Here is a 22,733-nt window from a genome sequence, read left to right as displayed (position 1 = left end):
CGATGAAAAGAATACTATTGGTATGCGCCGCAGGCATGTCCACAAGCTTGCTGGTCAATAAAATGAATGATGCGGCGAAAGCAAAGGGCATCGACATCGATATTGTAGCCTTGCCCATTTCTGAATGTTCCAAAGCGGCGGAGGAAGTGGACGTCGTCTTATTGGGTCCCCAGGTCCGCTATCAAAAAGCGCAGGTGGATTCCATTGTAGCAGGGAGGGTGCCTGTAGAGGTCATAGAAATGAGAGCATATGGAACGATGAACGGAAGCGCAATCCTGGACCGGGCTTTAAAGCTCATTGGGTAAAAGCACTAACAAAAACGATTTCAGGAGGGTATATTATGGGATTCATGGCTAGTTTTGAGCGTGTAATGGAAAAAGCCCTTGTTCCGGTTGCGGCTAAATTGAACTCGCAAAGGCATATTGTCGCGATTCGAGATGCATTTATATTGGCTTTTCCCATCACACTGGCAGGTTCATTGATTGTTCTCTTGAATTTTGCTGTGCTGGCTCCGGATGGGTTCATTGCTAAACTGCTGTTCTTGAATAAATTATTTCCTAATTTAGCAGATTACCAGCAAGTATTTGCACCAGTATTGAATGGTTCAACTAGCATTTTATCCATTTTCATCGTTTTTCTGATTGCCAGGAATATAGCGATAGCCATGAAGGCAGATGATCTTCTATGCGGTTTGACCGCCCTTTCAACGTTTTTCATCGTCTATCCTGCTTATACCGTCGTGGACGGGGCCAATTTTCTTTCCACCCAATGGGTTGGCGCCCAAGGACTCTTCGTAGCGATGATCATCGGCTTGCTTGTCGGTGAGATATTCAGTCGATTGTCCAGATCGAAGCGCCTGCAAATCACGATGCCCGCTTCCGTACCGCCGGCCATCGCTAGAACGTTCAAGGTTCTTTTTCCCATCGTCATCATTACGGTTCTGTTCTCAGTCGGTAATGCAATCATACTAGCTATCTATCCAAATGGGATACATGAATTGATTTATGCAGCGATTCAAACTCCATTGAAAAACTTGGGGACGAATATTTTCTCATTGGTGCTCTTGGCCATCGTGTCCAATCTCCTCTGGGTTTTCGGAATTCATGGTCCCAATACGATCGCGGCGATCAGAGAAGGAATGTTTGCCGAGGCAGGGCTCGAGAACCTGAACTATGTGGCCGCACATGGATCGGCTTGGGGTGCGCCATACCCTGTCACGTGGGCCATCAATGATGCATTCGCCAACTACGGGGGATCTGGCATGACCTTGGGGTTGATCATTGCGATTTTCATTGCATCGAGGAGACAGGATTACCGTGATATCGGAAAGCTATCCATTGCCCCGGGCATCTTTAACATCAACGAACCGATCATTTTTGGATTGCCCGTCGTACTTAATCCAATCTTGATCTTCCCCTTCATCCTGGTGCCTGCTGTAAACATCTTGATTGGCTATATCGCCATCAGCACGAAGCTGATACCACCTATTGCCTATGCTGTGCCGTGGACGACCCCTGGTCCGCTCATTGCATTCTTCGGAACAGGCGGGAACTGGATGGCCCTGTTCATTGGTCTCATTTGCCTAGCCGTATCAACGCTAGTCTACCTGCCATTCGTGCTGGCTTCCAATAAGGCGGCATCCATCCAGCAATCATCAGAATCCAGTAATAATGACTTACCGGCATAGAAAGGAGAAGGAATGAACACTTATCGAATTCAAATGAATTGCGGGCAAATAGCCTATCTTTGTGACTTCTTCTCGCAATACGAAGACGAACAGATCCAGACTGTCCTTTTATCCGCCAATCGGGTCCAAGCGGTTTTCGAAGCCAAGACCCCACTCGATATCGAGGAAGCCGTGAAGCACCTTAAACAGGTTTTTCAGTTATCGAAGTTTGGCCCTGGGCTATACTTTACCATCAAAAATATGTAGAGAGTTACGGGGGGAGCAGCTCATGTCCAACTACTTAGCCTTTGACATAGGGGGAACGGAAATAAAATACGGCTTATTGACGGAATCCGGGGACATATTGGAAAAAGGGATATTCACAACGGTTCGTAACAGCGGGGAAGCCATCCTTCAAGCTATCTTGGCTAAGGTTTCCCTTTTTCCAAGCTTGGGTGGGATCGCCCTCAGCGCCCCCGGGTTTGTAAATAATGAGACTGGGTTTATCGAATTGGGAGGAGCCATCAAGGATTTTGATGGCTTCAATATTAAGAATTATTTGGAAGAAGTGACGAAGCTTCCAGTCACAGTCGAAAATGATGTGAATTGTGTCGCTCTTGCTGAGAAATGGAAAGGCAAAGCAAAGGATCATCAGCACTTTCTCTGCATGACAGTGGGTACCGGTGTTGGTGGAGCGATTTTCATTAATGACCAATTATACCGTGGTGTTTCATTTGGGGCCGGTGAATTTGGTTATATGATCACCCACGGTGCCAAAAGTGGAGCAGCTTTAAAGAATACATTGAGCTGGAATGGTTCCATTACAGGCATAAGGGAGCGTTATGCCGCACGAAAGGGGCTTCAGGCAGCCGATTTGACAGGCCTGAATATTTTCCAAGCCTATGAAGCTGGAGATTCTATCGCTCTTTTAGAAGTTGAACGATTTTATGATAGTCTTGCAATCGGAATACATAATTTGTATTTCCTCTTTAATCCAAGCAAAATCTTGATTGGCGGAGCCGTAAGCGTAAGGGAAGAACTGATTCCTGAGCTCAGAAGGCGGGTCACATCGTTAAATGGATATATAAAGGGCGATTGCATTGAAGCATGTGAATGGAACAATGATGCAGGCATGATCGGTGCCCTGTATCACCATCACCAAACATACGTGCAGGAAGGAAGGAATAGTCATGGAAGGGATGGAAGCGGTAGCGTTTCAGATTATCAGTAATGTAGGGACAGCAAAAAGCTTGATTATGGAGGCTTTATATGAAGCAAGGGATGGCAGGTATGATGAGGCCGAGGAAAAGCTGAAAGATTCGCGGACTTATATGCTGGAAGGCCACCATGCCCATTCGGGTCTCATCCAGCAGGAGGCCTCTGGACAAAAAGTGGAATTTTCACTGCTGCTTATGCATGCAGAAGATCAAATGATGAGTGCAGAGACGGTAAGTGACCTAGTTACTGAAATGATTAAAATGTATCGTGAAATGAGACAAAATAAAAATGGTGGGGTGTCGTTTTGAAAAATGGTATAAAAATCGTGACGATTGGCGGGGGTTCCAGCTATACACCTGAATTGATCGAAGGCTTCATCAAACGGTATGACGAGCTTCCAGTACGTGAAATCTGGCTTGTTGATATAAACAAAGGAAAGGACAAGCTGAACATTGTAGGAAATCTTGCGAAAAGGATGGTGGAAAAGGCCGGTCTGCCCATTGACATTCATTTGACCCTGAACCGGCGCGAAGCATTGAAGGATGCGGATTTCGTCACGACACAATTCCGGGTCGGCCTCCTTGACGCAAGAGCTAAGGATGAAAGGATCCCATTGAAATACGATGTAATCGGGCAGGAGACGAATGGACCAGGAGGTCTTTTCAAAGGACTTAGGACGATACCGGTGATCCTTGAAATCTGCAAAGATATGGAGGAGCTATGTCCCGACGCCTGGCTTGTCAACTTTACCAATCCTGCAGGAATGGTTACCGAGGCTGTCTTAAGATATAGTCCCATCAAGAAGGTTGTCGGCTTATGCAACGTCCCGATCGGGATGAAAATGGGCATCGCCAAGGCACTGGATGTTGATGCCAGCAGGGTCCAGGTCGATTTTGCCGGATTGAATCATATGGTATTCGGTCTTGATGTGTATCTGGACGGAAAAAGCGTGAAGGAAGAAGTGATAACGGCACTTGGAAATCCGCAAAATGAAATGACGATGAATAATATCGCGGGCTTTGCCTGGGATCGTGATTTCATTAAAGGAATCGGCCTTATCCCATGTGGATACCACCGTTATTATTTCAAGACAGATGAAATGCTTGCTGAGGAAAAGGAGTCTTCAGCCACAAAAGGAACGCGGGCCGAAGTCGTTCAGCAACTGGAAAAGGACTTATTCGAATTGTACAAAGATCCGGAACTGAATATAAAGCCGCCTCAATTGGAAAAGCGCGGCGGAGCGTATTACAGCGAAGCCGCGTGCAGCCTCATCGACTCGATTTATAATGATAAGCGGGACATTCAGCCGGTCAATACAAGGAATAATGGTGCCATTGCAAGCATTCCGGATGAATCAGCCATTGAAATCAATTGTGTGATTACGAAGGAGGGACCAAGACCGATTGCAATTGGCGACCTCCCTGTAGCGGTTCGTGGACTGGTCCAGCAAATTAAATCTTTTGAGAGAGTGGCTGCAGAAGCGGCGGTGACTGGGGATTATCAAACAGCATTGGTAGCGATGACGATTAATCCGCTCGTTCCATCGGACACCATTGCCAAAAAAATATTGGATGAAATGCTCGAAGCTCATAAAGATGACCTGCCGCAATTTTTTAATGAAGTGAAATCCTGATCAAAGACGAAGACACATTGTTAGTTCGATGGAAAACAAGGCCCTTGTTGATTAAGCAAGGGTCTTGTTTTTGTCAATCCCCCTCCTAACATTCACTCTCCCCAATATGCATGGCAGCCTTTGTCTCCATATAGTGCAATGTCATAATTCCATCGAGGCATACATAGATAATGAGAGAAGTGACCTGCGAACACGGGAGGTAAAAGTATGGAAGAAAACAACGGATGGTATCAATTGGAAGGAAAAACTCCTTTATCCAATAACAAGCCGCAAAGCAAAACCGTATTGAAAAGCTCTCCCCCTGAAGAGCGAAAAGTCCAAAAGCATGACGAGTATCTAAAAAGCGATAACACTGATCAAGTAGCGAAACCAAAAATACTGAAAAAGGAAATAGCTTCCCCTAGACCATACATCCAGGGAATGAATGACGGTCCTTCCCAAGGCTATAGCCCTTCTTTGCCTTGGGAAGGTGATATACCGGCAGCCTATCATTCGCAGACGGTAGGTGAACGTGGGCCGGTTCTGGAGCAGGACAGTATATTGCATGAAACACTTGAAACTTTCGTCCATGAAAAAATCATAGAAAGACCGGTGCACGTAAAGGGCTATGGAGCTTTTGGATATTTTGAGACGATTCATTCCATGACCGAATATACCAAACTCAGTTTCCTGCAAACCCCAGGGCAGCAAGTTCCCGTCATGGTAAGATTTTCGCTTGCCGTAAGCACGAAGGGGACTCCGGATACATCCCGCAACGTGCGTGGATTCTCAACAAAATTTTATACTGAGGAGGGTATTTTTGATTTGGTATTCAACCATATTCCCGTGTTTTCCGTGCGGGATGCCGTCCGCTTCCCTGAATCGATCAAGGCTTTTTTGCCCTCGCCGAAAAACAATTTGATCGATCCGGAGCGGTTTTGGAGCTTTGTCGCCAGAGCCCCTGAATCCACTCATTTCGTGGTCCGCCTTTTTTCAGACGCAGGCACGGTAAAAAGCCTCCGCCACATTCCTGGCCACAGTGTCAATACCTACGTCTGGAGAAATGCGCAGGGCATTCGCCATTATGTGAAGTACCAATGGGTTCCACTATCGGGAGAGCAATATATCGACAGCAAAGAAGCCACCCGTTGGATGAGCGAGAACCCGGATGTTGCAGGAAAGGATTTATACGATACGATAGCAGAGGGCAATACGGTTGAATATGGGCTTTATGTGCAGCTCATGAAGCCTGAAGATGAAGCCAGCCTTCCCTTTGATCCACTGGATGATACCAAGGTCTGGAACGAACAACAATTCCCTTTGATGCCGGTTGGGCGAATGGTGTTGAATCGAAATCCAGATAACTTTATGGAGCAGGTGGAAAAAGTGGCCTTTTCACCCACCAATCTATTGGAAGGTGCAGAACTATCTGACGATAAAATGCTTCAAGGACGCGCCAATATTTATTTTGATTCGCAGCGTCGGAGGATTGGTCCTGATTTTCGCTCGGTTCCCGTCAATCAACAACACAATTGGTCTCCGGCTGAGCTTGTAACAAGTGGTGAAGGAAGATATGTACAAGGAAACCTCGAACGATCTGATTTGTTTAAAAAGGATGACTACACCCAGGCAGGTGAATATTATCAGGCTCTTTCTGCCAAAGGACAGGAACATCTAGTAAATAACCTTGCTGCCGATCTAGCCGGCATAGCCAATGAAACCCGTAGCATTGTCCTTAGCTATTTGAAGAATGCCTCAGAGGAACTGGCGCAACGGATAAATCAGCAAATGGAGATGCAGCACAAGCACTAAACATTCATTCAAATGTGCTTAATGGCAATCGGAACAGGGAAGGGGTGCTATTATAGATAATAGCACCTCATTTTATCGTTCTTTGTTCAGGTTCCTTCTCATTAAAATGGAAATTTTTTGCTCATCTGCTTTTAGGCTCTTTTCCAGTTGTTTAATGACGAGCTCTTGCCGATGCAACTGGCATAATAGATAACAGCTACTCTTACGAAAGGTGAAACATAAAAACTATAGTTGAAAAATTCATGGCTTTTCCACTGTTAATCTACCTTACCATAAAATAGTTTTGCTCTCATAAAGTTGAAATCAATCGCTTTTTTTACCATTTCCATATTCCGGTCTTTTATGGCATGGACAAATCTAGTCCGCCATTCAATGCTGTTTTCCCAAGCGCCCGGCACATTAAGGATCTTTAACATTGAATCATGACGAAGGTGAATGATTGTTTGCATAAGTTTACTGTATATTTTATTGTTGCTACATAGTCCTATATGTAAATCAAATTTATCTATAAGCTCTTGGAATGCATAATTATTTTTTTCTATAACTGATAAATTATATAAGTTTTGTAAAATCTCTTCGAGGTTATCTATATCATTATCTGTTAAATGTTGAGAAGCCTCGAGTAATACTTCAGATTCAATTAATTTACGTGCTGCAAAGATATCTTCAAAGTTATCAATTTCTTTGTAATACATCCATACAATTGTTTCAGCTGGAATGGGTGATTCATGTTCACTTACATAACTTCCTTCTCCTGGTTTGATTGTGATGAGGCCAATTAGTGCAAGCGCTCGTAATGACTCTCTCACCCTTCCTCTATTTACTCCAAATTCTTCCGCTAAAAGCCGCTCGTTTGGCAATTTTTCTCCTGGTTTTAGCTCATTTGAAGTAATCCATGAGGCTATCTGCTCCATCACTTGCTCCGTAACTGTAGTTTTTTTAATAGGATTAATCTTTACCATAAATACCACCTTAAAGAGAATTCTTATTTGATTGAAGACTACCAATATACCACTAATATTTTGAAAATTAAATAATATGAGAAGCATTGTATGAACTATAAAATATCTCCCTATATAAGAATAGACATATTTTTAAGGTTAGCGTTTGTATTAATGTAATTTACAGAAAATTATAAATATATTGAATTCTAATTAACCTCATGGTAAAATTTCAATTGTATCTGGTACTACCACGCCTTTTTTATGATACTGAAAATGAAAGCGTTTAATTTAGTTAGAAACATGTTTTTAAGATGTTATAGGAAAAGGAGGTTTTGAGGCTATTTAAACATTTTCCTGGTACTACCACCCCACCAATTATTAATTATTCTATTAGGATTTATAAAATATGAAAAAAGAAAGGAAATATCATTTTGATTGAACAAACCTTTCGAACTTTAATGATGAAATCCATTGATAACGTTGCGGTTACTCTGCAGGATGTCCCTCCAAAAAGTAATGTGATTGTGAATGTTCCCAACGATCTGTCATTAAGAATTACATTAAAGGAGCAAATATTATTTGGTCATAAATTTGCAGTACGTCCAATTAAAAAAGGTGATGAGATACTAAAGTACGGAGAAATAATTGGTAAGGCAACGAAGGATATTGAAGAAGGAGAGCATGTTCATGTTCACAATCTTGAAGGTATAAGAGGAAGAGGTGACAAAGTTGAAAAATAATGAAGGGGAATTTTTAGGTTATCGCCGTCCTGATGGTAAAGTAGGTGTTCGTAATCATGTATTAATCTTGCCAACGATTACTTGTGCAACCCAAACAGCCCAGCGTATAACAGAACTTGTCCAGGGAACGGTTACTTTCATTCATCAGCATGGTTGTGCACAGGTTGGTGTGGATTATGAACAAACCTTCCGAACCTATGTAGGATTAGGAAAAAATCCAAATGTCTATGGTGTAATAGTTTTAGGGCTAGGATGTGAAACTCACCAAGCTAGAAGCGTAGCTACGGAGATTGCTAAATGCGGAAAACCTGTGGAGAGTATTTCTATTCAAGATCATGGAGGAACATTGTCGACCATTGCTGAAGGTGCTAAAGCTGCAGCAAAATTAGTTCAAGAAGCATCTACTCAAATGAAAGAGTGGTGCAATTTTAGCGAGTTAATTATTGGTACAGAATGTGGGGGGTCGGATGCTTGCTCAGGCTTATCAGCTAATCCTGCTGTTGGCTCAGTTAGCGATATGATCGTTGAATTAGGTGGAACTTCAATTTTAGCTGAAACAACAGAATTAATTGGAGCGGAACATTTACTTGCAAAAAGAGCGGCAAATGATCAGGTCGCCAAACGGGTATATGAAGTCATTCATGCTATGGAAAACCGTTCGATTAAAATGGGGGTCGACATTAGAACAGGTAACCCGAGTCCCGGTAATATTGCGGGTGGGTTAAGTTCATTAGAAGAAAAGTCTTTGGGAGCAGCAAATAAATCGGGGAAAAGCATTTTAAATGAATTGATTGATTATGCAGAAGAGCCGAAAGTGAAAGGCTTAGTGTGGATGGATACGCCAGGCCATGATATAGAGCAGCTAACGGGAATGGTTGCAGGCGGGGCCCAAGTCGTATTGTTCACGACAGGAAGAGGCACTCCAACAGGGTCGCCGATAGCCCCCGTTATAAAGATCTCTACAAATACCTCTATGTTCGAGAAGATGGGCGATAATATGGACTTGAATGCGGGGACGATAATAGAAGGAAAAGAGACGGTTGAAGAGGTCGGGAAAAGAATTTTACATGAGATTGGTTTAGTAAGCTCAGGCAAGTTGACGAAGGCTGAAATACTAAAGCAACACGACTTTGGGATATGGAGAATAGGTCCGACTTTTTAATTCAGAATAATAAGTAAAATACCGAAGCAAGTTTACATCCATTGCTGAAATAAATTTGGAGGAAGAGGGGGCTTGAATCAATCTAATGACAAAGTTGATGTTAGCTACTGTTTCAATGTTCTTTATTGCTGCTATGACTGCATGTTCATCAACTGCATCAGATGAATCTGAGGAGAAGTTGGTGATTAATATTGCACATGGAAATCAACCTGGGGAGCCTATTGATAAACTCGCAGTAAAATGGAAGGAATTAGTAGAGGAACGAAGCGATGGGGCAATTGAACTAAGACTTTTCCCGAGTTCCCAATTGGGCTCCGAAAAGGATGTGCTTGAACAGGCAACAATGGGGAGCAATGTGATTACAATGGTTGGTTATGACTTTTTGATGGACTACGTTCCAGATACAGGAATTATGAATGCGCCTTATTTAGTTGAGAGTTTTGATGAATTATTATACTTAACTACAACAGACTGGTTTGATGAAATAAAAAGTGATTTACATGAGAAAGAAATTAGTATCGTATCAACAAACACAGTATATGGTGAAAGGCATCTTTTAAGTAATCAAAAGGTATCCTTACCAGAAGATTTAAAAGGCAGGAAGATTAGAGTACCTAATAATCCAATGTCTATTGCGACATTTAAGGCTTTAGGTGCTGCAGCAACTCCTACCCCATTAGGCGATTTATATACTTCGTTGCAACAAGGATTAATTGATGGTGCAGAAAACCCGATTCCCGTACTAGAAGGAGTAAAGGCGCACGAAGTATCAAAGCATCTTTCTTTAACAGGGCATCAGAAATTTATTACTGCTTGGATATCAGGGACAAATTTTATGGACTCACTTCCAAATGAAGTTGTTCAAATGCTCAAGGAAACAGGTGATGAGGCAGGGGAATACGCAAGGGACGTTTTGGAAGAAGATGATAAAAAAGTGTTGGCGGAATTCGAAAAACAGGGAGTGGAAGTACATGAAGTTGACATTGAACCTTTTAAAGAGAAAGTGCAGGATGTGTATGATAAGTTTCCTTCTTGGACCCCGGGCCTTTATGAAAGAATACAGATGCTACTGGAAAATCGACCATCATAAAAATAAAAACCTACCATGTTCTTTAAGCTGAAATACTTAATGGTCAATTAAGCTTGTATTCATTTTTTGATAAAGGAGCAAAAAAGATGGTTATTAAGTGGTTAAAAGATATTGATGATATCATTGCGGTTGTTGCACTCGCGGGAATTATTGTATTTACCAGTCTGAATGTTTTTTTCCGTTTTGTGTTAAATAACCCGATATCTTGGGCGGAAGAAATTACTTTAGGATTATTTATTTGGATGGTTTTTATAGGAATTAGTTCTGCAATGAAGCGTGACGGCCATGTAGGGGTTGATTACTTTGTAAAAAAGATGCCAAAGCCTTTACGTATTCTCAGCGAAATTATTCGAGCTGCTGCAATATACTATGCCCTTATTTATGTATTAATGTATCTCGGGTTAGATTTAACTTCTCATGCTGAAAATAAATTGACCCCCGTGCTTGGTTTAAGCTACCGATTTATTGATATTGCAGTTCCGTTAGGAGGGCTGCTGACAGCAATCCATTTTACTGGAAAATTAACAAGATCTAACTTTTCTCAGTCTGAGAATGGAGGAGGAGGATCCTAATTTGGTCATAACAGTAATATTATGTGTGCTTTTAGTTCTATTTCTATTAAACGTCCCCATTGCTTTTGCCTTAATAGTTAGTACCTCCATCTACTTTTTGTTTGATGACAGTTTTTCAAGTACAGTTCTTATTCAAAGAATGGTAGGTGGAATCGAATCCGTCCCTCTGCTGGCTATTATTTTCTTTATGACAGCGGGTGTATTGATGAACTACACAGGTATTACTTCGAGGATGCTTAGATTTGCAGAAGTGATTACTCGACCTTTGCCCGGATCTTTGGCCCAAGTAAATGTAGTGCTCAGTACATTAATGGGTGGGCTTTCGGGTTCAAATATTGCTGATGCTGCCATGCAATCTAAAATATTGGTTCCTGAGATGGTTAAAAAAGGATACGACAAATCTTATGCAACCGTTTTAACAGCTGCGACTTCTTTAATTACACCTATTATCCCTCCAGGTATAGCGTTAATTATGTATGGATATGTTGGAAATGTGTCTATTGGAAAACTTTTTCTGGCAGGTATTTTGCCTGGGCTTGTTCTATGTTTAATATTTATGATATACGTACATTTTCATGCAAAAAAGTATAATCTTGAAACGGAAAACAAGAAGAAATTTTCCGCAAAAGAATTTTTCGTTTCTTTGAAGGATGCATTACTTGCACTGCTATTGCCAATTATTATTATTGGAGGCATTCGTTTCGGTGCTTTTAGTGCAACAGAAGCCGGAGCTATTGCCGTCTTTTATGCATTATTTCTTGGTTTAGTTGTTTATCGTGAGATGACATTAAAACAACTTATAAATGCACTGGTGGAGACAGTATATACGGCTGCTTCCATATTAATTATCATTGCAGCAGGTTCAGCATTTGCCTGGGTACTTACTCTAGAGCAAGTACCTCAGCAAATGACAGTACTTATGGCTGATTATATTTCTTCTCCAATGATGTTCTTTATTATCATTCTTATTTTCCTATTAATTGTAGGAATGTTTGTTGAAGGGAATGTCTCTATCATTATATTAACCCCTTTATTTATGCCAATGCTCGAGCAATATGGTATAGACTCCGTTCATTTTGGGATTTTCTTTATTGTATGTATAAGTATAGGGACTCTCACACCGCCGTTAGGGACAATCATGTTTACTACTTGTTCCATAACTGGAACAAAAGTAGAAGACTTTATTAAACACAGCATCCCTTTCTTAATGATATTAATTATTGCTGCGATGTTAATTGCCTTTGTTCCTGGAATTTCTTTATGGATTCCTACAATTTTTTCATAAATAAACTGACTAAAATATGAGGTGGATTAAATTGAGGATTATTCGTTATTTACAAAAACCATCACAAAGGATATCCCTAGCAGCCATAACAGAAAAAGGCAATGTTTACTCATTACCTTATAACGATTATCTAGAGCTAATTGAACAAGCAAAGAATAAAAGTATAAAAACTGTTGACCTATTAAACGAGTTAATTCATGACAGCTTACCTTTGATTGAACAACTGGAGGAACTGGATTTGGCGGTGCCAATCGAGTCACCGGAAGTATGGGCAGCGGGAGTAACTTATCACAAAAGTAAGGAAGCTCGTAATTATGAAACGACAAATGGAAAATTAGACGACATAACTTTTTATGATAAGGTGTATGACGCAGAAAGACCAGAAATCTTTCTTAAATCAACTAAGGATCGGACCATGGGACCAAATGAGGAACTGTTCCTAAGAAGTGACTCAAATTGGCAAATTCCGGAGCCTGAATTGGGTTTAGTGCTGGGCTGTGATGGTGAAATTATTGGGTATACAATCGGGAATGATTTAAGCTGCCGGGATATAGAAGGAGAAAATCCACTTTATTTGCCGCAAGCAAAGATTTGGGCACGCTCTTGTTCAATTGGTCCGGCGATTCTTCCAGCAGATATGGTACTCGATCCTTACCAATTTAATATTATTTGCAGGATTTTCCGTGACGAAAAACTTTTATTTGAGGAATTTGCGAATACAAGCCAGCTGAAACGTCGATATGAGGAGTTAGTACACTATTTAAAAAGAGATAATATCCTGTTTCCTGGAACAGTATTATTAACTGGATCATGTATTGTACCTCCAAATGAATTTACATTAATAGATGGAGATCGGGTTGAAATTGAAATTCCCGGCATTGGGAAATTAAATAACGTTGTAAAAGTGCAAATAAATCAAGCAGTAAACTAGTTCAAATATAAGCAACTATCCAAAATATTTTATTTCCTAGGAGAGGTTATAGATGGTTACAAGTGCAGATGTAAAAATGATCCTAAATTTTGTAAACGGTTCATGGGAAGCTTCCAAGAGCTCAAAAGTGGAAAAAAATATTAATCCAGCAAAGTTCAATGAAATAGTCGCCTATGTTCCAAACTCTACAAAAGAAGTGCTTGATAAAGCGGTGGAATCAGCAGCGAGAGCACAAAAACAATGGAAGGAGCTTTCGGGTGCTGAACGAGGGAGCTATTTATTTAAAGTAGCGGATATTCTTGAAACACGAATAGATGAAATTGCAGAAATGATGACCCGTGAAATGGGGAAAACACTCCCTGAAGCAAAAGGAGAGACGGCGCGTGGTGTTGCCATTTTACGGTATTATGCCGGTGAAGGGATGCGAAAAGTTGGTGATGTCATTCCATCATCCGATCCAAGCGCTTTTATGTTTACCACACGTTCACCTCTTGGTGTTGTTGGTGTGATTACGCCATGGAACTTTCCAGTCGCCATTCCTATATGGAAAATAGCCCCTGCGCTTATTTATGGCAATACCGTTGTCTTTAAGCCGGCAACAGAAGCTGCAGCAACTGCAGCAAAAATCATTGAGTGCTTCCATGAAGCTCGGATTCCAAATGGAGTAATCAATTTTGTAACAGGTCAAGGTTCACTTATTGGTCAAGGAATAGCTGACCATGCAGATATTCATGGAATTACCTTTACAGGTTCCGATGTAGTGGGAAAAGCGGTAGGTCAAGCGGCTTTAGCAAGAGGAGCAAAATACCAGCTTGAAATGGGTGGTAAAAATCCGGTTATTGTTGCGGAAGATGCCGATTTAGAATTGGCAGTAGAAGCGACAATTAGCGGAGGTTTACGTTCAACAGGACAAAAGTGTACAGCTACTAGTCGTGTCATTGTCCATAGTACAGTTTATGATGCATTCAAGGAAAAGCTTATTTCAAAAGTTAAGGAGATCAAAATTGGTAATGGATTAGATGCAGGAATATGGATGGGACCGAGTGTAAGTGAACGTCAATTAAATACTGTTTTACATTATATAGAAAAAGGAAAACAGGAGGGTGCTAAACTCCTTTTCGGCGGTAATCGTCTCTTGGATGAAGGGAGAGAAAATGGTTACTTTATTGAACCGGCAATATTTGATGAAGTCGATAAACATATGACCATCGCTCAAGAGGAAATCTTTGGACCAGTACTTGCATTAATAAAGGTAGATTCAATGGAAGACGCCGTTCATATTGCGAACGATGTTAAATTCGGTTTGAGTGCGTCTATTTTTACTACTAATATACAAAAAATGCTCAATTTCATTGAAAACATTGAGGCTGGACTTGTTAGAATAAACGCAGAAAGTGCAGGGGTAGAATTGCAGGCACCTTTTGGAGGGATTAAGCAATCAAGCTCTCATTCAAGGGAACAAGGTCAATCAGCCATTGAATTCTATACAGCCATTAAGACAGTCTTCGTCAAAGGATCTTAATCAAATCTCTTTTTTGAGGATCATTTATTTTTTTCCATTAAGATAGGAGGGGAATCAATGCGATTGAAAGATAAAATCGCCCTTATCACCGGGGCAGGCTCTGGTATTGGAAAAGAGACTGCTTTATTATTTGCGAAAGAAGGCGCGAAGGTTATTGTTGCAGATCTCAATGAATCTTGGGGGAATCCAACGGTTAAAGAGATAGAACAAATTGATGGGGATTCCATATTTATTAACGTTGATGTAACGGATGAAAACAGTGTAAACCAGATGGTGAAAGAGATAAGTAATATATATCAGACACTCGATATTCTTTTTAATAATGCAGGGATAAGCGGTGTAGGGAAATTGCATGAAATAGATATAAAGTTATGGAAGCGAGTGTTCGAGGTTAATGTTACAGGCGTATTCTTGGTTTCTCGGGCTGTTCTTCCTTTTATGATGGAAAATAAAGGTGGATCCATTATCAATATGTCTTCCTGCATAGCAGAAATAGGTTTAGCAAACAGAGCTTCCTACGCTGCCAGTAAAGGAGCCATACTATCATTAACCAGATCAATGCAAGTAGATTATGCGCCATATAACATAAGAGTAAATGCTTTAATGCCTGGAACGATTTATACTCCATTTGTTGAAGATTATTTGTCAAAGGAGTCCGATCCTGAAGCGGCCATAGCTAAAATTAAGGAAAGACAACTAAGCCGTGATTTAGGTAAACCTATTGATGTTGCTTATGGCGCCTTGTATTTGGCAAGTGATGAATCAAAATTTATGATGGGCACTCCATTTATGATAGATGGGGGAGTTGTGAATGGGAAAAATAGTTAGCTAGTTATTCAATCAGTTATTTTCAAAGTTTGCAAAATTTCATGAAAATGGGGGAACGAATAATGAAATTATTAACATTCAAAGAAAATGGTCAATTAAAGGTAGGGATAAAGACAAATCATGGTGTTTTACATATTGAAAAAACAGCTGTTTTATTCAATGTAGAATTTCCAAATAAAATAGAGGAAATTATAAATGATAGTGTGAGATGGATACCTCTATTAGAATCTTTAATTAAACAAGCGGCTGCAAATTATAAAGAGGGATTATTTATGGAAGAAAATGATTTAATTTATGGACCGGCTGTTCCAAGACCCGGGAAAATTATTTGTGTAGGGCTAAACTACAAAAAGCATGCTGAGGAATCCAATATGCCTTTGCCTGATTTTCCTATCCTATTTAATAAGTATAATAATACGATTGCTGCTGCTAATGAAGTTATTAACCTGCCATTGAATTCAAAAGAAAATGATTATGAAGCAGAACTTGCTATAGTAATTGGAAAGCAAACAAAGAACGTTGGGCAAGACGAAGCATTAAACTACGTATTTGGATACTGTAATTCCAACGATTTATCCTCCCGAGATTTGCAATTTCGTACACACCAATGGCTGTTAGGGAAAAGCTGTGATGGCTTTTGCCCTGTGGGTCCATATTTAGTAACAAGTACTGAAGTAGGAGATCCAAATCAACTAACTATTAAGGCAACAGTAAATGGAAAAGTTCGCCAAAACTCAAATACATCAGATATGATTTTTAAATGTAATGAAATTGTAAGTTATATATCAGAACATATGACATTAAATCCAGGGGACATCATTTTAACAGGAACACCTGAAGGAGTAATATTCGGTTATCGTGAAGATCAAAGAATTTATTTAAAAGATGGCGATCAAGTGACAATTGAAATTGAAAAGCTTGGTGCATTAACAAACAAATTTAAAATAGAAGCACCGAAAAAAATGAGCGTGCACTAGACGAAAACTTTATAAATAATTAAAGTTATTATAACTAGAAATCTCCTATCATAGAGGCCGTTAAACAAAGTTGTAGTTTTTATATTATTCCATTTGAACAATACAAAGGTGCACCGATAATAAAAGAAAAACAAAACCCTTTAAAGTATGTAAGCCCATTGTAGGGCTTTTTTTATCGTGTTATTGTATACGAAAGGAGAAAGCAATAGTCACGGAAGGAATTTAATCAACTCAACATTATTCTAGTTTACATAATATATATTATAGGAAGTTATATTTTGAACTTTAATAATATCTCATAACTCAAGAATACTTAACTCAGTGAGACAATCTGTTGATTTTTGATACAACTGAACCAATAGTTCATTTTAATCTGATTACATAATCAATCGTAAACTTTATTTAAGCTCGTTTAACTGATTGAAGCTTATTTTTTGTAACATCTTTATTTTCAGTGTATTGCCTTACATGTTATTACTAATTCATTTTAATAAGCTCCGGTACATTAGTTATTTAATCCTTTTAATTATCAGTTAACTTCTGATAACAATGGATTGAATATTGTGATTCAATCCATTGTTATTTATGGTTAAAAAACTTAATCATTTCACTCTAATGATATCCAGTTTCTTGGTTGCAGATATTACATCGATCTTATGGTCGCCCTTTGTATAAAAAATGGAAGCCCCTTCTCTTTCTCCTTTATTCCAACCATTCGCTTTAATCGCCCATTCATAGCTAGCTGGAATGCCGCTATCTTCAGAAGCACTTGGCCAATCATAATTCTTACCATACTCACTTTCATTAGTGAGCTCAGCATTTTTAGACAGGGAATTCGTATAAATCTTCGTTTGTTTCGTAAAAAGATAAAGCACCCCACCGCCAATCAAACCGCAATCATGGCTATAATGTTATATTGAAATATAAAAATAATGGCAAAATGAGAAAAATCACGGGTTAACACTCTGATAAAGTTATATAAATAAAACAACATTGCCGAACAATTCATCTATTTATCACTATAAGGCTCCGCTTACCTGTTAAAAACACATAATCTTCTGTTTGCTGCAACGTATTGTCTCCGTTTGTATAATGACCTGGTCAGCCGTCTATTCAATGAATCCGCTTAACGCTTGAAAAGTACTACGATATAAGAGATTGCATGAGATCTACCTTCAATCGACACCCAACGTGATCTATCTTTACTTACGATGACTGAATAAGCTATTAAGTCTGGATGATAATGAAAAAAGGAACATGATTAGGTTTCTAGATATGTTCTAGTGTACATATTTTGGTCAATTGATAAATAAGTATCACTTAAATATAATCGCTTGATATGACTCGAAAATAACATAGATCCTCAAAGCCTAGCTATCCAATCAGCCGCGTTATAGACCCTTCATGTAATTGTGTGGTTCCACTATTAAAAATTGTCCGATGAAAATTATTGAAATCTTTATCGATCAATTTCGGTTAGCCTTTTTAGGAAATCAATTTTTTTACTATCTTTATCATTATTTTTTTCTGCTCTATAACTATCTTTAGCTGAAGCCTCGTAAACACGTAAATATTGTTCGGGATTAAGTAGATAAAACTTTACGTCTTCCATTTGATGCATTTCTAAATCCGTTAATTGTACGCCTGCAAAGGTTGGCAAAGTATCAATAATACCAAACTCAACTGATAACCCCTCTTTGGTAAACTCATGTTCATGCAGATCTATCAAACTGTATCCCATTGAATTCATGGTTCTTAAAATATCATGCCAATTATGTATAGATGATTCAGACGGTACTTCCCATCCTCTTTTGTCACCAGGAACATGAACATCTACGTCTTGAGCATCCCAGCTTAATCCTGTAAGGACTTCTAAACCAGTTGAACCCATTAATAAAGGAATAATCCCAATCTCATTTAGTTTTTTTGAAATTTTAATAAACTCACTAAACTTTTCCATTTCACCCTCCATTTTCTTGAATTTTTCCTATATATGTGTCTTTGAATTGTCTGCAAATACATACTTTTCCTTTTTTGCATGAATACGTCCAAATTAGTCTGTAACGATAGTTTGACTATAGGCTAGCCATGGACCAATCTCATGTAGCGGTCTAAAAAAACTTGCGAAGGTTTTTACCCGCTGATGTTTCTTCGCAGTAAGTGGATAGATCAAGGGAGCGATTTAACATTTCAATTACCAGATTGACTTATGCATTGTCTAAATTCTGGGTGCAACCGAAATATTCTTCGCCATTTGTCATAAGAGAAATCGTCCATTTATACATCCTGAATCATTGAAGCTCTGTAATGTACGGCAGAAAGTAATTTCAAGCCTCTTAAGTGTTTTATCTGTTTATCCATTATTTCTATTGCCTCATTTGTGTTTCCTTCAAGGACGTACTCCTCTGCATTAAGCCAGGAGAGGTATACGTTATCCTCGATCTGTTCTTTATAGGCGTTGTAGGCGTGTTGGTTACCCTCGTGAAGGGATATGACAGCACCATAATAGAATTTGAAATTGTTATCCTTCATTTTTGATAAGAGTGTTTTTGCCTCTTTGTACTTTTCTTGCTTAGTAAGGAGCATGACGTTTGCGTGATTTTTGGCTGTTTTTTGTTTGATGCGATTCATTGTTTTTTCCGCTTCTGCTTCATTACCGTATAGTAGCTCGTAAATGAAGCGATAATACGGGATTTTTGATTTCCTTAAATAATGCTTGATTGTATCTGCATTTTTCCCAAAAAGAACGTGATAGTAGTAGTACCTGAAAAGGTAAGCCAAAAAAAGGAACATCAAGATGAACGGCCCCCATGATGGTGTCCCGATGAGTCCCATCGTAAATACAGCTAAAAATAAAATGACGAATGCCCAAATCATATGATTCACCCCCTTGCATTCCAATCCCGGTTCACTAATTGATGAAGATGATTGTCATTGACTCCAAACGGTATAATCCCCTGAAACCTATGCGTCAGTACGGATCGATTCAAGCCGATTTTGGATGAATTCGAGCGAGTTATTTGCCTCATGTACGATTTGCTTGATCAACTCGTCGACAGTCAATACTTCCTTGATCAGTCCGACGGCTTGTCCACACGACCAGATCCCTCCGTCCAAATTGCCTTCATAATATACCTTCTTGCTTCTTTGCCCCGTTATGAGCGGTAGTAGGTCTTCTATCGTGGCTCCTTCATTTTCGAGTCGGTCCACTTCCTTGCTGACAGCGTTCAAAGCTACACGTGACGGACTTCCTATATTTCTTTGGATGACGACTGTATCCATTTCATCTGCTGCTACCATCCAGTCTTTTACATTATTATGAATGGGCGCTTCTTTAGTGGCCATGAAGCGAGTTCCCATGACAATCCCCTCAGCCCCCAAGGACAATGCGCTAACGAGGCCTCTGCCATCTGAAAAGCCCCCGCCTGCGATAACGGGTATCGAAACGGAGTCAACGACTCTAGGCAGCATGACAAGCGTTCCTACATCGCTCATACCGGGGTGGCCGCCAGTTTCATTTCCAACGATAATTACGGCATCGACACCTAATTTCTCTGCAGAAATCGCATTTTTGACACTTGCTACCTTATGGATCACGATAAAGCCGTGCTCTTTAAGCTTTGGCATTAATCCTTCTGGACTTCTGCCACTCGTTTCGACGATTCTCACATCTTCTTGCACTAAAATGTCAATGAAGTCAGCATTTGACGTAGCCGTTTGGCTTGGAAATAAATTGAGGTTCACGGCGAAGGGCTTCTTCGTCATGGATTTCACTTTCCGTATCTCATCACGAAGACGTTCAGGCGTTTCCTGTGTTTTCGAGGTTATGATGCCGAGTCCGCCTGCTTCGGATACGGCAGCTGCGAGCGGCGCCCGGCCAACTTGAAACATCCCCCCGCAAATAATCGGATAGTCAATTTCCAGCATTTCAGTCAATCGCGTTTTCAATTGGCATTCCCCTTTCAATGTTTGGTTTGTTCGGCAATGTCGAGGTATACTACGGCAATTTTCAGATGCATGTATAGGTGCTTCTAATGGCTAGTATCAATCATCAAGGATTTTTTAGCGACTTGTTACATGATTGTCCGTAGGCTGTTCCAAGTTGGTAAAAAGCATATCCTGCGTTTCCCTCTACATCATGGATGATTGAAAATACGCACGGTTAAACGCGGGGAAAAATACGGTGAAGTCATTTAATAGGATGGTATTCGAAGTTAACTTAAGTATAGTTGAATCTATATCCGCTTACAACAGGTTGATGGGAGTTACAAAACACGATAGCTGTAAATTCGCATGGCAATATGTAAAAAAGACGGAGCCTTTGCCCCGCCTTGACTATCAGAATATTTTCTTCTCGTTTAACGCCCTGGCTAAAGCCTTGAAAAATTGAAGGGATTCAGGGTTGCCCATGGAGTCAGCATTCACCACTTTATCCATCTCGAAGCCTAACAACATTTTACGGATCGGAACTTCCATTTTCTTTCCGTTCAGTGTTTTAGGGATTTGTTCAACGGCATGGATCTCATCTGGGATGAAGCGAGGAGACAATTGTCCTTTGATTTGCTCCTTGATCTTTGCTATTAAGGTTGAATCTAGGTTACTGCCAGGCTTAAGGACGACGAAAAGCAGCAAAGAAGAGCCGCGCCCTAGCACCTCCCTGTCGATGACAAGGCTTTCCATCACCTCATCAATCGCTTCCACGACCCGGTAAATATCACTAGTACCCATTCGGACTCCGGAACGGTTAATGGTCGAGTCGGATCGGCCATAAATGATGCAGCTTCCCTTTTCGTCAATTTTTATCCAATCACCATGTTTCCAAATGCCAGGATACGTATCGAAATAACTTTCATGATATCTTTTACCCTTTGGATCATTCCAAAAATATAACGGCATCGAAGGCATCGGCTTGGTAATAACCAATTCACCTACTTCATTAATCAATGATTGCCCCTTTTCGTCAAAGGCTTCGACGCGAACACCGAGCGCCCTGCCCTGTATTTCTCCAATTCGTACTGGCAATGTCGGAACGCCACCAACAAATCCGGCACAGACATCCGTCCCGCCACTGGATGAACTGAGCCAGATATCCTTCTTGACATTCTCATATACCCATTTGTAGCCGTCACCCGACAAAGGGGCTCCAGTGGAGAAAAGAGCCTTCAATTTCGATAAATCATATTTCCCCATTGGCTTGATGCCTAATTTCATCGAATTAGTAAGGAATGGAGCGCTCGTTCCAAAGAACGTCATGCCAGTATCTTCAGCCAGCTCCCATAGAACCTCTGGATTCGGAAAAGAAGGACTGCCGTCATAAAGGACGATCGTCGCTTCATTAAGCAACCCACCCATCAGGAGATTCCACATCATCCAGCCTGTCGTCGTGAACCAGAAAGCTGTATCCTCTGAAGTCATGCCCTGATGCAGTTTTGTTGATTTAAAATGCTCCAGTACGATTCCGCCATGCCCTTGTACAATTGGTTTGGGCATCCCCGTTGTACCTGAAGAATATAAAATCCAAAGCGGGTGATCGAAGGGAACGCTTTCAAAAAAGAGTTCTGCCTTTTCATTCAGGAGGTCATCCCATGGAATGCTATCAGCTGGCTCCATATCCACAATCTTTTTTTCTATGTAAGGAACCAACACGGTATGCTTGACAGTGACCAACTCTTTTTTCAGCTGTGAAACGACCGATGTTTTATCATATACTTTTCCATTGTACTGGTATCCATCAACCGCCAGTAATACAACCGGCTCAATCTGGTTGAAGCGGTCTATGACACTTCTTGCCCCAAAGTCAGGAGAACAGCTCGACCAGATTGCACCGATGCTTGCCGTTGCCAGGAAAGCGATGACGGCTTCAGGTATATTTGGCATATAGGCTGCCACCCGGTCCCCGGATTTCACGCCTAGCTTCCTTAATGAATGAGCGACAGAAGCTACTTGTTCTTTAAGCTCCTTCCAGCTGATCTCCTTCTGTTTGATGTGCTCGGAACGAAAAAAAATGGCCGTTTTCTCTTCTTGTTCATTCATTAATGCATTTTTTGCATAATTGAGCCTGGAGCCCTCGAACCACTTCGCACCAGGCATTGATTGCTCTGATAAAATGGCATCGTATTTCCGATCGGCTTTTACCTCACAGTACTCCCAAATCGAAGCCCAAAATTCCTCCAATTCATCAACCGACCATTTCCATAATTCATGATAAGCTTGAAATGTTAAACCTTTCTTTTCCTTTAACCATTTCATATAGTGAGCCAATACCGTTTGCCCGATTTGTTCATTAGTCGGTTCCCAAATGATTTGCCCATCCGTAAGCGATTTCATTCCATCATCTCCCTTAGGTATCAAATGCATGATTGAATCGTTTCAAA

22 protein-coding genes are annotated in these 22,733 nt (G+C 40.4%); 16 read left to right on the top strand and 6 right to left on the bottom strand.

Going from position 1 to position 22,733, the window contains the following annotated elements; all coding sequences use genetic code 11:
- Positions 1-2 precede the first annotated feature (2 nt).
- From ABE28_RS11595 to ABE28_RS11565, 7 genes are all read left to right on the top strand, one after another.
- Positions 3-305: a PTS sugar transporter subunit IIB gene (locus tag ABE28_RS11595; RefSeq protein ID WP_064465064.1), complete on the top strand. Its 303-nt coding sequence runs from the start codon at positions 3-5 to the stop codon at positions 303-305.
- Positions 306-340: 35 nt separating this feature from the next.
- Positions 341-1,687: a PTS sugar transporter subunit IIC gene (locus ABE28_RS11590; RefSeq protein ID WP_064465065.1), complete on the top strand. Its 1,347-nt coding sequence runs from the start codon at positions 341-343 to the stop codon at positions 1,685-1,687.
- A gap of 12 nt (positions 1,688-1,699) precedes the next feature.
- Positions 1,700-1,933, top strand: coding sequence for a hypothetical protein (locus ABE28_RS11585; protein WP_064465066.1), 234 nt, complete (start codon positions 1,700-1,702; stop codon positions 1,931-1,933).
- 22 nt (positions 1,934-1,955) lie between these two features.
- Positions 1,956-2,897, top strand: a complete 942-nt coding sequence (locus tag ABE28_RS11580; RefSeq protein WP_064465067.1) for an ROK family protein — start codon at positions 1,956-1,958, stop codon at positions 2,895-2,897.
- Positions 2,857-3,192 carry a PTS sugar transporter subunit IIA gene (locus ABE28_RS11575; RefSeq protein WP_064465068.1) on the top strand — a complete coding sequence of 112 codons (336 nt, stop codon included), beginning with the start codon at positions 2,857-2,859 and terminating at the stop codon, positions 3,190-3,192. The genes ABE28_RS11580 and ABE28_RS11575 overlap by 41 nt, the downstream gene beginning before the upstream one ends.
- Entirely contained in the window at positions 3,189-4,517 is a 1,329-nt protein-coding gene (locus ABE28_RS11570) for a 6-phospho-beta-glucosidase (protein WP_064465069.1), read from the top strand. Before ABE28_RS11575 ends, ABE28_RS11570 begins: the two co-directional genes overlap by 4 nt.
- Positions 4,518-4,937: 420 nt before the next feature.
- Positions 4,938-6,308: a catalase gene (locus ABE28_RS11565; protein WP_064465322.1), complete on the top strand. Its 1,371-nt coding sequence runs from the start codon at positions 4,938-4,940 to the stop codon at positions 6,306-6,308.
- Positions 6,309-6,565: 257 nt separating this feature from the next.
- Here ABE28_RS11565 and ABE28_RS11560 read toward each other — a convergent pair whose 3' ends face one another.
- Positions 6,566-7,270 (bottom strand): FadR/GntR family transcriptional regulator, encoded by a 705-nt coding sequence (locus ABE28_RS11560; RefSeq protein ID WP_064465070.1) that lies wholly within the window; start codon positions 7,268-7,270, stop codon positions 6,566-6,568.
- A gap of 413 nt (positions 7,271-7,683) precedes the next feature.
- On the opposite strand from ABE28_RS11560, the gene ABE28_RS11555 reads away from it, so the two are divergent.
- The 9 genes from ABE28_RS11555 (at position 7,684) to ABE28_RS11515 (ending at position 16,359) form a co-directional block, all read left to right on the top strand.
- Positions 7,684-7,992, top strand: a complete 309-nt coding sequence (locus tag ABE28_RS11555; RefSeq protein WP_373921328.1) for a UxaA family hydrolase — start codon at positions 7,684-7,686, stop codon at positions 7,990-7,992.
- On the top strand, positions 7,982-9,154 hold the full coding sequence (locus ABE28_RS11550; protein WP_064465071.1) for a UxaA family hydrolase: 1,173 nt from the start codon (positions 7,982-7,984) through the stop codon (positions 9,152-9,154). Before ABE28_RS11555 ends, ABE28_RS11550 begins: the two co-directional genes overlap by 11 nt.
- Positions 9,155-9,239: 85 nt before the next feature.
- A complete protein-coding gene (locus tag ABE28_RS11545; protein WP_064465072.1) occupies positions 9,240-10,244 on the top strand; it encodes a C4-dicarboxylate TRAP transporter substrate-binding protein in 1,005 nt (334 codons plus the stop codon).
- Between the two features lie 86 nt (positions 10,245-10,330).
- Positions 10,331-10,816: a TRAP transporter small permease gene (locus tag ABE28_RS11540; RefSeq protein WP_064465073.1), complete on the top strand. Its 486-nt coding sequence runs from the start codon at positions 10,331-10,333 to the stop codon at positions 10,814-10,816.
- 1 nt (position 10,817) lies between these two features.
- The gene (locus ABE28_RS11535) at positions 10,818-12,101 is read left to right on the top strand and encodes a TRAP transporter large permease (RefSeq protein ID WP_064465074.1); all 1,284 of its coding nucleotides are present in this window, start codon (positions 10,818-10,820) and stop codon (positions 12,099-12,101) included.
- Between the two features lie 31 nt (positions 12,102-12,132).
- Entirely contained in the window at positions 12,133-13,032 is a 900-nt protein-coding gene (locus ABE28_RS11530; protein ID WP_064465075.1) for a fumarylacetoacetate hydrolase family protein, read from the top strand.
- A gap of 52 nt (positions 13,033-13,084) precedes the next feature.
- The gene (gene gucD / locus ABE28_RS11525) at positions 13,085-14,554 is read left to right on the top strand and encodes an alpha-ketoglutaric semialdehyde dehydrogenase GucD (protein WP_064465076.1); all 1,470 of its coding nucleotides are present in this window, start codon (positions 13,085-13,087) and stop codon (positions 14,552-14,554) included.
- A gap of 57 nt (positions 14,555-14,611) precedes the next feature.
- The gene (locus ABE28_RS11520; RefSeq protein WP_064465077.1) at positions 14,612-15,382 is read left to right on the top strand and encodes an SDR family NAD(P)-dependent oxidoreductase; all 771 of its coding nucleotides are present in this window, start codon (positions 14,612-14,614) and stop codon (positions 15,380-15,382) included.
- Positions 15,383-15,444: 62 nt separating this feature from the next.
- Positions 15,445-16,359, top strand: coding sequence for a fumarylacetoacetate hydrolase family protein (locus tag ABE28_RS11515; RefSeq protein ID WP_064465078.1), 915 nt, complete (start codon positions 15,445-15,447; stop codon positions 16,357-16,359).
- Between the two features lie 602 nt (positions 16,360-16,961).
- On the opposite strand, the gene ABE28_RS11510 is transcribed toward ABE28_RS11515, so the two are convergent.
- From ABE28_RS11510 to ABE28_RS11490, 5 genes are all read right to left on the bottom strand, one after another.
- Complete coding sequence (locus tag ABE28_RS11510) at positions 16,962-17,234, bottom strand: hypothetical protein (RefSeq protein ID WP_083232055.1); 273 nt, start codon at positions 17,232-17,234, stop codon at positions 16,962-16,964.
- A gap of 584 nt (positions 17,235-17,818) precedes the next feature.
- The gene (locus ABE28_RS11505) at positions 17,819-18,319 is read right to left on the bottom strand and encodes a nucleotidyltransferase (RefSeq protein WP_064465080.1); all 501 of its coding nucleotides are present in this window, start codon (positions 18,317-18,319) and stop codon (positions 17,819-17,821) included.
- 317 nt (positions 18,320-18,636) lie between these two features.
- Positions 18,637-19,236, bottom strand: coding sequence for a hypothetical protein (locus tag ABE28_RS11500; protein ID WP_064465081.1), 600 nt, complete (start codon positions 19,234-19,236; stop codon positions 18,637-18,639).
- 87 nt (positions 19,237-19,323) lie between these two features.
- Positions 19,324-20,325 carry an NAD(P)H-dependent flavin oxidoreductase gene (locus tag ABE28_RS11495; RefSeq protein WP_257390778.1) on the bottom strand — a complete coding sequence of 334 codons (1,002 nt, stop codon included), beginning with the start codon at positions 20,323-20,325 and terminating at the stop codon, positions 19,324-19,326.
- 372 nt (positions 20,326-20,697) lie between these two features.
- Complete coding sequence (locus tag ABE28_RS11490) at positions 20,698-22,686, bottom strand: acetoacetate--CoA ligase (protein WP_064465082.1); 1,989 nt, start codon at positions 22,684-22,686, stop codon at positions 20,698-20,700.
- Positions 22,687-22,733 lie beyond the last annotated feature (47 nt).

Source organism: Peribacillus muralis (assembly GCF_001645685.2).
In the GTDB taxonomy this organism is placed as follows: Bacteria; Bacillota; Bacilli; order Bacillales; family DSM-1321; genus Peribacillus; species Peribacillus muralis_A.
The sequence above is the reverse complement of the archived record's forward strand: the minus strand, read 5'-3'. Positions and strand labels throughout refer to the sequence as shown.